Annotated in this window: 7 protein-coding genes and 1 pseudogene; 4 read left to right on the forward strand and 4 right to left on the reverse strand. The window is 38.1% G+C overall.

Annotated features, from left to right (window positions below; all coding sequences use genetic code 11):
* On the forward strand, positions 1-735 hold a 735-nt coding region (locus tag WBN20_RS12680), incomplete at its 5' end, for an NAD(P)H-hydrate dehydratase (protein WP_424281955.1).
* Between the two features lie 4 nt (positions 736-739).
* On the opposite strand, the gene WBN20_RS12685 is transcribed toward WBN20_RS12680, so the two are convergent.
* Together WBN20_RS12685 and WBN20_RS12690 are read right to left on the reverse strand one after the other, a co-directional pair.
* Positions 740-1,141, reverse strand: coding sequence for an STAS/SEC14 domain-containing protein (locus WBN20_RS12685; protein ID WP_424272541.1), 402 nt, complete (start codon positions 1,139-1,141; stop codon positions 740-742).
* Positions 1,142-1,342: 201 nt separating this feature from the next.
* Entirely contained in the window at positions 1,343-3,892 is a 2,550-nt protein-coding gene (locus WBN20_RS12690; RefSeq protein WP_424281956.1) for an ATP-dependent Clp protease ATP-binding subunit, read from the reverse strand.
* Between the two features lie 260 nt (positions 3,893-4,152).
* On the opposite strand from WBN20_RS12690, the gene gyrA reads away from it, so the two are divergent.
* Positions 4,153-6,687 carry a DNA gyrase subunit A gene (gene gyrA, locus WBN20_RS12695; RefSeq protein WP_424272543.1) on the forward strand — a complete coding sequence of 845 codons (2,535 nt, stop codon included), beginning with the start codon at positions 4,153-4,155 and terminating at the stop codon, positions 6,685-6,687.
* Between the two features lie 33 nt (positions 6,688-6,720).
* On the forward strand, positions 6,721-7,977 hold the full coding sequence (locus WBN20_RS12700) for a tetratricopeptide repeat protein (protein ID WP_424281957.1): 1,257 nt from the start codon (positions 6,721-6,723) through the stop codon (positions 7,975-7,977).
* A 53-nt stretch (positions 7,978-8,030) separates the two neighbouring features.
* Here WBN20_RS12700 and WBN20_RS12705 read toward each other — a convergent pair whose 3' ends face one another.
* Both WBN20_RS12705 and WBN20_RS12710 read right to left on the reverse strand, forming a co-directional pair.
* Positions 8,031-8,783, reverse strand: a complete 753-nt coding sequence (locus tag WBN20_RS12705; RefSeq protein ID WP_424281958.1) for an NlpC/P60 family protein — start codon at positions 8,781-8,783, stop codon at positions 8,031-8,033.
* A gap of 21 nt (positions 8,784-8,804) precedes the next feature.
* Entirely contained in the window at positions 8,805-9,980 is a 1,176-nt protein-coding gene (locus WBN20_RS12710) for an acetyl-CoA C-acyltransferase (protein WP_424281959.1), read from the reverse strand.
* Between the two features lie 118 nt (positions 9,981-10,098).
* Between WBN20_RS12710 and WBN20_RS12715 the strand changes: the two are divergent.
* A pseudogene (locus tag WBN20_RS12715) lies at positions 10,099-11,240 on the forward strand (phosphohydrolase); the annotation flags it as partial.

Below are 11,240 nucleotides of genomic sequence, written 5' to 3' on the forward strand. Positions count from 1 at the left end.
ATTACCTCCGGAAGCGGATTGGTTTCGGCCTATGTACCGCAATGTGGATATATACCAATACAGAGCTCATTACCTGAGGTTATGGTTATTACAGACCAAGGCGAAAAAGAAATCACGAATATTTCTCTGAACATAGAGCCCAATGTAATAGGCGTGGGAATTGGAATGGGAACTGCAAAAAATACACTGGAAGCGTTCACAAAGTTTTTAGGAATAACTAAATGTCCAATGGTCATTGATGCTGATGGCATTAATATGATTGCCATGAATAAATCGCTATTAAAAAAGCTTCCTCCAAAAACGATACTTACTCCCCATCCGGGAGAATTGAAGCGCTTACTGGGAAGTTGGGAGGATGATTTTGATAAACTTCAAAAAGCCAGGGAATTCTCTAAAAAATACGACTGCATCCTGGTACTTAAAGATGCTCATACTATAGTGATCTATAATGAAAAAGGATATGTAAATACTACGGGAAATCCAGGCATGGCTACGGCAGGAAGCGGCGATGTACTAACAGGAGTGATAACATCATTAATTGCCCAGAAATATGAACCTTTGAAAGCAGCTATTTTTGGAGTATACCTCCACGGCAGGGCAGGAGATATAGCAATTGAAAATTTAGGATACCAGGCGCTAACAGCAACGGCAATAATTAATGGTATTGGCCCGGCTTATATTGATCTGTTTAATGTACCAACTACAGATATTGAAAGTGAAACCAAAGAGGATTAGTTCCCTACTTCTTTCTGACTCTTCTTTGTACCCACGCTAGTGCATTGTTATAATCAATGTAAAATTTCATTGGTTTTTTGTAGAAGAGTTTTTCAATTTTAAAGTTATGCATATCTACTTCCTTAACGGAAACAATAGCAAATGCTTTAAGATTTTTTAATTCCCTTAAATAGTTGTAAATAGTGGGATCAACGGCATAAGAATTTTTTCTGAGACTAATAATACCAAAGTTTGTGTCTCTGAAGTGTATCTCTGAAATTCCTATAATTTGATAAGCCCTTTCCAGGGTAAGTGTTGCCCCTTCGTCAAAGATTACAACCATATGATTTTTTAATACCTGAACGGTGCCAATATCTAAGTTGTATTCTTTAACTATAATTTTTTTCTTAGCCGGTCCGACTTTCATTTCATATAGTTTAGTGTGTCTAAAACGAAAGTATGCGCTTGGTCAAGGTTTCCGAAAAATATTAGATCAAAAGCGTATATATCGTTTATATGGTTTACACCATGTAGAAACTGTATTCCTATTCTTACTTGTTGTAATCTGGGGAAATAAAAAAAGGAACCAAATAACTTGATTCCTTTATAACTAAATTCTTACATTTTGTTATGCTTTGGATCCCTTCTTGGATTTTTTTATCTTAATGGACAGCTCATCTTTCTTTTCATCCAAATCCATATAGATACTATCGCCCTCTTCGAGTTTTGAATTGACAATTTCTTCCGCAAGGGCATCTTCAATATATTTCTGGATTGCTCTTTTTAAAGGTCGGGCACCGTATTGTTTGTCAAATCCTTTATCGGCGATATAATCTTTTGCTTTATCAGTTAAATTCAGATCATATCCAATATCCTTTATTCTTTCATACAGCTTATCTAATTCAATATCTATAATCTTGTGAATATGTTTGCGCTCAAGTGGATTAAATACAACAACATCATCTATTCTGTTCAGAAACTCTGGTGCAAAAGCTTTTTTAAGCGCATTTTCAATCACACTCTTATGGTGACTATGCTCCTGCGATTTTTTGGCAGCTGTACCGAAACCAACCCCCTGACCAAAGTCCTTAAGTTGGCGGGCACCAATATTAGATGTCATTATAATGATCGTATTTCTAAAATCTATTTTACGGCCTAAACTATCTGTTAAAAAACCATCATCCAATACCTGAAGTAACATGTTAAAAACATCAGGATGTGCTTTTTCAATTTCATCCAAAAGAATTACAGAATAAGGTTTGCGCCTAACTTTTTCAGTCAATTGCCCACCTTCCTCATAACCTACATAACCCGGAGGTGCGCCAACCAATCTGGATATTGCAAATTTTTCCATATACTCACTCATGTCAACGCGGATCAGGGCATCTTCAGAATCAAAAAGTTCTTGTGCTAATACCTTGGCTAACTGGGTTTTACCAACCCCTGTCTGCCCCAGGAAAATGAATGAACCTATAGGTTTATTTGGGTCTTTAAGACCAGCCCTGTTTCGTTGAATGGCTTTGGCGACTTTGGCAACAGCTTCATCCTGTCCAACTACATTGCCCTTAATGAGATTTGGTAACTCGGCAAGTTTATTGCTTTCTGTCTGTGCTATTTTATTTACAGGTATTCCACTCATCATAGAAACCACATCAGCGACACTTTCTTCGTTAACGATTTCGCGGTGGAGTTTACTGTCTTCTTCCCACTTTTCCTGTGCAATAGACAATTCCTTTTCAAGTCTTTTTTCATCATCCCGAAGCTTAGCGGCTTCCTCATAGCGTTGCTTCTTAACGACACTATTCTTCAATTCACGCACATCTTCCAATTGATTTTCCAATTCAAGAATTTGTTTTGGAACATCCATGTTTATAATGTGTACCCGCGAACCAGATTCGTCCAAAGCATCTATTGCCTTATCCGGTAAAAATCTGTCGGTCATATACCTGTTGGTAAGCTTAACGCAGGCAATTATAGCTTCATCAGTATAATTTACATTATGATGATCTTCGTATTTCCCTTTAATATTCATTAATATTTCAATGGTTTCCTCCACTGTAGTCGGCTCAACCATTACTTTTTGGAAACGTCTTTCAAGTGCACCGTCTTTTTCGATATACTGTCTGTATTCATCAAGTGTAGTGGCTCCAATACATTGAATTTCTCCTCTTGCCAAAGCTGGTTTAAACATATTGGAAGCATCTAAACTTCCTGTTGCACCACCTGCACCTACTATGGTATGGATTTCATCGATAAAAAGAATTACGTCATCATTCTTTTCCAACTCGTTCATTACGGCTTTCATCCGTTCTTCAAACTGTCCACGATATTTTGTGCCAGCAACCAGCGAAGCCAAATCTAAAGTAACTACTCTCTTATTATAAAGTATTCGCGATACTTTTTTGTTAATAATTCTAAGCGCTAATCCTTCAGCAATAGCACTCTTACCAACACCGGGTTCTCCTATAAGAAGGGGGTTATTTTTCTTTCTTCTGCTTAATATTTGAGAAACACGTTCAATTTCTTTCTCCCGTCCAACTACAGGATCTAATTTGTTATCTTCTGCAAGTCGTGTTAAATCTCTTCCAAAATTATCCAAAACAGGTGTTTTGGATTTTTTGCTTCCTTTTTGACCGGAAGCTCCTCCAAAAGATCCTTCCTTGCCTTCTACAGGTTCATCGGAATCACTGGGAAAAGATTCTGCTGTAGGAGAATCAATATAGTCGTCCTCACTGGTGATCATAGATTTAAACTGATCTTTCACCCCATCATAATCCACTTTAAGCTTGTGGAGTAATTTAGTGGTAGGATCGTTTTCGTTTCTTAGGATACACAGCAGTAAATGTGCCGTATTTATTGAAGAGCTTTGAAATAATTTTGCTTCCAGGAAGGTGGTTTTTAACGCACGTTCTGCCTGTCTTGTCAAATGAAGATTTTTTTTATCTTTTTGAATACCTCCGGAATTTGGATTAGCCGGACTCAAAATTTCCACTTTGCGCCTTAAGTGATCCAGGTCCACATCGAGTGCATCCAGAATACTAATTGCTTTTCCATTTCCATCGCGTAGCAATCCCAGCATTAAATGCTCGGTACCAATAAAATCATGGCCAAGTCTTAATGCTTCTTCCTTGCTGTAAGCAATTACATCTTTTACTCTAGGTGAAAAATTATCATCCATAAAATTTTCTTATTCAGCAATAAAATTAGTAAATCTATTCTTAAGAACGACAAATACCGTACCTATATTCGACAAACTTGGACTAAATGACGAAAAAAACACGGATTTACAAAAAAATTAACATCCTAATTATTAACCAAATCACTACCCCAATGTGTTAATAAATTCTTTAATAAACTACTTGGAATGTGCTTTCTATGCTATGATTTTGTGTATATTGGCCAGATATTTTAATCATAATAAGGCAATAAGAATTTTATATGGCTGAAGGAGAGAAATTGATCCCGATCAACATTGAAGATGAAATGAAATCAGCCTACATTGACTACTCAATGTCGGTCATTGTGTCACGTGCCCTTCCCGATGTCAGGGATGGTCTAAAGCCGGTTCACAGGAGAGTTTTATACGGCATGCACGACTTAGGCGTTCGTTCTTCAAGTTCACACAAGAAGTCTGCAAGGATTGTTGGGGAAGTTTTAGGTAAATATCACCCGCATGGTGATACATCTGTTTATGATAGTATGGTTAGGATGGCTCAGGAATGGAGTCTCAGATACATGTTAATTGACGGACAGGGTAATTTTGGATCTGTGGATGGCGATAGTCCTGCAGCAATGAGATATACAGAGGCCCGCATGCGCAAGATTGCCGATGAGATGCTGGCCGATATTGATAAAGAAACCGTAGATTATCAGCTTAATTTTGATGATTCACTTAAAGAACCAACAGTTCTTCCAACCAGGATTCCAAACTTATTGATAAATGGTGCCTCGGGTATTGCCGTAGGTATGGCAACTAATATGCCGCCGCACAACCTTTCAGAGGTGGTAGACGGTACCATCGCTTATATTGACAATAACGATATAGAGATTGATGAGTTAATAACACACATTAAAGCTCCCGACTTTCCTACAGGGGGGATCATATACGGTTACGACGGCGTAAAAGAAGCTTTTCATACAGGACGCGGCAGGGTTGTTATGAGAGCCAAAGCCACTTTTGAAGAAGTTCAGGGCAGGGAATGTATAATTGTCACAGAGATTCCCTACCAGGTCAATAAGGCAGATATGATTAAAAAAACTGCCGATTTGGTCAATGATAAAAAGATAGATGGGATAGCATCAATCAGGGATGAATCTGATAGAAAGGGGATGCGCATTGTATATATCTTAAAGAGGGATGCCATTCCTAATATTGTCCTTAATACATTATACAAATATTCAGCACTACAGTCGTCCTTCAGCGTAAATAATATAGCTCTGGTTAAAGGAAGACCAAAAATGCTTAATGTAAAGGAGATAATTCATTATTTTGTTGAGCATCGGCATGAAGTAGTGGTGAGACGTACCACTTTTGATTTGAAAAAGGCGGAAGACCGGGCTCATATATTGGAAGGACTTATTATTGCCTCCGATAATATTGATGAAGTTATCGCCATCATTAGAGCGTCTTCAAATGCAGATGAAGCAAGAGAGAACCTTATTAAAAGATTTAAATTATCTGAAGTTCAGGCCAAGGCTATTGTAGAGATGCGTCTGCGACAACTTACAGGTCTTGAACAAGATAAATTGCGCTCTGAATACGATGAGATTATTAAGACAATTGCGGACTTAAAGGATATTCTGGCTAATAAAGATCGCAGAATGCAGATCATAAAGGATGAACTTCTAGATATTAAAGAACGCTATGGAGATGCAAGAAGATCAGAAATAAATTTTGCGGGGGGTGACCTGAGTATAGAGGATATGATACCTGATGAACAGGTAGTAATTACAATTTCGCATGCAGGTTACATAAAAAGGACTCCCTTAAGTGAGTATAAAACACAGAACAGGGGAGGAGTAGGGCAAAAAGCTTCATCAACAAGGACTGAGGATTTTCTTGAACATCTTTTTGTTGGAACAAACCATCAATATATGTTGTTCTTTACCCAAAAGGGGAAGTGTTTCTGGATGCGGGTTTATGAAATTCCTGAAGGTAGCCGAACATCAAAAGGCCGAGCCATTCAAAACCTGGTGAATATTGAACAGGACGATAAGGTAAAAGCATTTATTTGTACCAGAGATTTAAAGGACGAGGAATATGTGAATGGCCATTATGTAATTATGGCTACCAAGAAGGGGACAGTTAAAAAAACCTCATTAGAACAGTATTCCAGGCCGCGTCAAAATGGAATTATTGCAATTAACATAAGAGAAGATGATGAACTTTTAGAAGCCAAATTAACCACTGGTACCAGTCAGATTTTACTCGGGCTTAGATCTGGTAAGGCCATCAGGTTTGAAGAAAGTAAGACCAGACCTATGGGCCGTAATGCCTCTGGTGTTCGCGGCATAAGATTGGCAAATGAAAGAGATGAGGTAATAGGCATGGTGTCTGTAAATAATTTTGATGACGAAATATTGGTGGTCTCTGAGAATGGATATGGTAAAAGATCCAGCATTGATGATTACAGGATTACCAATCGGGGAGGTAAAGGGGTTAAGACCATATCCATAACTGATAAAACAGGGGGTCTGGTAGCCATTAAAAATGTTTCTGATTCTGATGACTTAATGATCATTAATAAATCGGGCATAGCTATAAGGATGAGTGTTGATGACCTGCGCACTATGGGCAGAGCTACTCAAGGTGTTAAGTTAATCAACCTGAAAGACACAGACTCTATAGCAGCTGTCGCCAAAGTAATGAAGGATGAGGATAATCTGGATGAGGTTGATATAATGGATATTGAGGTAAAAACGGAAGATGGCACGGCTCTTGATATGGATAGCCCGGAAACTGATAAAGAATAATTAATAAACACTAATAAGTAAATACATTTTAAAATGAAAACTAAACTTTTAATTCTGGCTGCTATATTTTCTACGCTAGCCGGGTTTTCACAGAAAACGGAACTTAAAGCCGCTGAAAAAGCATTAAAATCTGGTGATGCAACCTCAGCCAAAGCATCTTTGGATGGAATTCAGGGAATGATCAGTGGAGCAGATGAAAAAACCCAGGCAAACTACTTCTTTCTTAGAGGTAAAACCTATGCAGATCTTGCCAAAAAGGGCGATAGTGATGCTTTTGATGAAGCTATTAGTTCCTTTAAGAAAGTCTTGAGTATAGATGGCCCAAAAGGAAAGTATGCTGACGAAACAAATCAGCGTTTGGCAGCTATAACAGCGGACCTGGTTAATTCTGCGGTGGAGGATAATGGAAATAAAGAATTCAAGAAGGCTGCAGAAAAGCTGTATTTAAGTTATACACTTAGCCCAAAAGATACTATATATTTATATTATGCAGCAAGTAGTGCCGTTAATGGAGGGCATTATGAAGAAGCTTTAGGGTATTATGAGGAGTTACGAGAAGTTAATTATGACGGCAGCGGCATAATCTACAAAGCTACCAATATGGAATCTGGCCAAGAGGAGGTGATGGAAAAAACTCAAAGAGATTTGATGATTAAATCCGGGACCTATAAAGATCCAATAGATGAAAAAACGCCTTCAAAGAATGCGGAAATAGTTAAAAACATGGCTTTGATATATTCACAATTAGGTCAGGACGATAAGGCGCTTGCTGCCTTTTCTGATGCCAGGACAAAAAATCCGGATGATGTGAATTTGGTCCTGAATGAAGCTAACTTATATTACAAAATGGGTGATAAGGATAAGTTTAAGGAACTTATGGCAGAAGCGGCTGAAATGGCACCGGATAATGCGGATTTGCAATATAACATAGGTGTAATTAATATGGAACAGGGCAATGTTGAAGAAGCTCGGAAAGCATATAGCAGAGCATTGGAGATAGATCCAGGTTATGTAAACGCTCAGTTGAATCTCTCTACGACCTATGTAGATCAGGGAAATGGTTTAATAGACGAAATGAACAGCTTAGGAAATTCTAAGACAGATATAGCGCGTTACGAAGAATTAAAAAGAGAAAAGGATGCTATGTTTAGAACAGGAGCCATAATCCTGGAACAAGCTCTGAAAGCAAATCCTGAAAATCAGGGTGTAATGACACAACTAAAGAATATTTATGGCGCTTTAGGAGATACTGAAAATTTCATGAAAATGAAGAAATTACTTGGAGAATAATTTAGTTTATATTTCCAATAAAAAAGCCCTGGCAATCAGTTTGTCAGGGTTTTTTATATAACCTTTTTTATTACTCTTAATTTATGGGTATACTTTCTTTGTTCTGTATTGAAGATACCGGTGTGATCTAGTCTGTCAATTCTTACTTTACCAAATACGTGGATAATAAAATTATCCTGCATTATAAGTCCTACATGATTTATCTCACCCTCATTGTTATCAAAAAACGCAAGGTCACCCGGCTCACTTTCTTCGATAAAACTTAAAGCTTCACCCTGAGCCGCTTGTTCTTCTGCCCGCCTTAACAGGGAATAGCCATTTATCTTATATATCATTTGTGTAAAACCGGGAGCATCTATTCCAAAAGGCGTTTTCCCTCCCCATAAGTAGGGGGCATTTAAATAGTAAAGCGCAGTAATAATCAAATTAGACTTTCCCTTTTTTTCATTTATTGAGTCCCCGTCAAATTCATGTGAAAGTAATTTTAAACTTTTAAGAGAGGAGCCGAGCACTATGGGGATCATTACCCTATTCGCATCATTAACATAAGATACGAGATTTGATGAAAATTTATGTTCCACTGAATTATTCAGGGATTGATAATCAGATTTTTCAATTGGTATAAATTGATTGTTACGAATCCACCCTTCAGTGCCATCATAGGCATCCCGAATTTTACTCCAAAACTTTCGTTTTTCCAGAATTTTAAAATGATCACCATAAAGTAGTTGGGTTATCATCTCACTCGAATCTTCTGCAAGAATTCTGATGGGTACAATATTAAGGTGACAAATACCGTGATGCATAGGCTACAGTTGCAGCGAAAATTAATTTCTGTCCAATATAATTGCTGAAGCGCCACCACCACCATTGCAGATAGCTGCAGCTCCTACTTTACCATCATTTTGCTTTAAAACACTCAATAAGGTAATAACTATCCGTGCCCCGGAGCAACCTAACGGATGTCCCAGGGAGACCGCACCACCATTCACATTTACATTGCTATCATTAAGTTTTAATAGTTTCATATTGGCCAGACCTACAACTGCAAAGGCCTCATTAAACTCAAAATAATCAACATCATCTATAGATATTCCCGCTTTTGCAAGAGCTTTCGGAAGTGCTTTTGCCGGTGCAGTCGTAAACCATTTTGGCTCCTGGGCTGCATCTGCATAACTTTTAATAGTCGCTATGGGCTCTAAACCCTTTTCTTTGGCTTTTTCTGCGCTCATTAAGACCAGGGCGGCTGCACCATCATTAATAGTTGATGCATTCGCTGCGGTAACCGTGCCATCTTTTGTGAATGCCGGCCGTAACGCAGGTATCTTATCTAGTTTTACATTCTTATATTCTTCATCCTCCCCCACAACAATAGGTTCGCCCCTTCGTTGAGGTACTTCTACCGGGACAACTTCATCAGTAAATTTTCCAGATTTCCAGGCCTCCGCAGATCGTTTATAGGATTGTATAGCAAAGTTATCCTGATCCTCCCTGCTGAAATCGTATTCCACTGCACAGGCATCTGCACACACTCCCATGGCATTCTGGTCATAAACGTCAACCAAACCATCTTTTTGCATGCCATCTACTAATGTTGAGGGGCCAAATTTCTGCCCTGTTCTCATATGAACATAATGTGGAATCAGGCTCATATTTTCCATCCCTCCTGCAATAACCACCGAAGTGTCGCCCAAAGCAATAGATTGCGCTGCCTGCATTATGGCTTTCATCCCTGATGCACAGACTTTATTTATAGTAGTACAAGGAACGGTGTCGGGGATGCCGGCAAATATGGCAGCCTGTCTTGCAGGAGCCTGTCCGGTTCCTGCCTGAACAACATTGCCCATGAGTACTTCATCAACATCATTTGGGCTCAAATTTATTTTATCAAGGGCACCTTTTATTGCTATAGCCCCTAACTTTGGAGCCGGAATAGTGGATAGAGAACCCATAAAACTTCCAATAGGTGTTCTGGCTACAGATACAATCACAACCTCTTTCATATGAAAATCTTTTAACTACGCGAAATTAATAAATTAAAGTGCAATGCATGCTGTTTAGTTTCTAAAAGGCAAGCGATGATACTATTATTTTCTATTTTTGAAGAAGATACTTTCTGTAATGGGCAAAACCTTAGACGGCGTTTATAAAAACCAATCGATTATCTACAAATACATTCTATATGTTATAACTATAGCTTGTATTGTATTTTTCTTCCCCAGAGGAGGTAAGTTCAAATATGAATTTCAAAAAGGTAAACCATGGCAATATGAGAACCTTTACGCTCCCTTCGACTTTTCCATTAAAAAAACGGATAATGAAATTACCGAAGAAAGAAATGCGATTGAAAGTGATCAGGTAGACTATTATCATTATGATGAGGACTTGGCTGCGGAAGCCTATCAGATTTTTGCAAATAAATTTCCTGTCGTTTTCAGTACTGAAAAATTCACTAACAGATCAAGACGTATTTTAGAAGCATTGGGGAAAGATTTTCTGGATACAATTTATACTTACGGAATCTTAAAAAAAGCAGACGAACTAATCTCCAAAAGCAGTCTTTATCTTATAAAGGATGGAGAAGCAAGACGTTTACAATCTGATGCACTTTATAGAATGGAGGCTATGGACGACTCCATAACTAAGATGCTCAATGAGAAGAGACTTGGAAGTTATGATGCAGACTTTAAAACTCTTTTTTATGATGTATTACAACCCAATGTCTCCTTTGATGAAGAACTTACCAGAAGGGAACTGGAGGAAGCTATTTCTGAAATTTCATTAACAAGGGGAAATGTAGATGAAGGAAAACTTATAATTGCCAGAGGCGAGGTAGTAGAGGCTGAGAATTTGAAAATACTGGAGTCCTTAAAAGCGGAATATGAATCGGAATTATGGACTGAAAATAACTACTATTTTATCCTCTTCGGATACACCATTCTTGTGGCCCTTGTGCTGATGATGCTATTTTTGTTTCTCAAAAAATACAGGCCAGAAGTTTTTAGGAACAACGTAAAAGTGACCTTTATTTTCTTTAATATTTTACTCATGGTATTTATAACCACCCTGGTAGTAAAATACAATGAGGCTTATGTTTATGTAGTGCCGTTATGTATAATGCCCTTAATACTCAAAACCTTTTTTGATGCGCGGCTTGGACTTTTTGTACATGTCTTAACCGTACTTATTTTAGGCTTTGTGGTTCCCAACAGCTTTGAATATATTTTCCTCCAGATCATAGCTGGGATTGTCACCATTCTAAC

This window comes from Eudoraea sp. (assembly GCF_049665975.1).
Classification (GTDB): domain Bacteria; phylum Bacteroidota; class Bacteroidia; order Flavobacteriales; family Flavobacteriaceae; genus Eudoraea.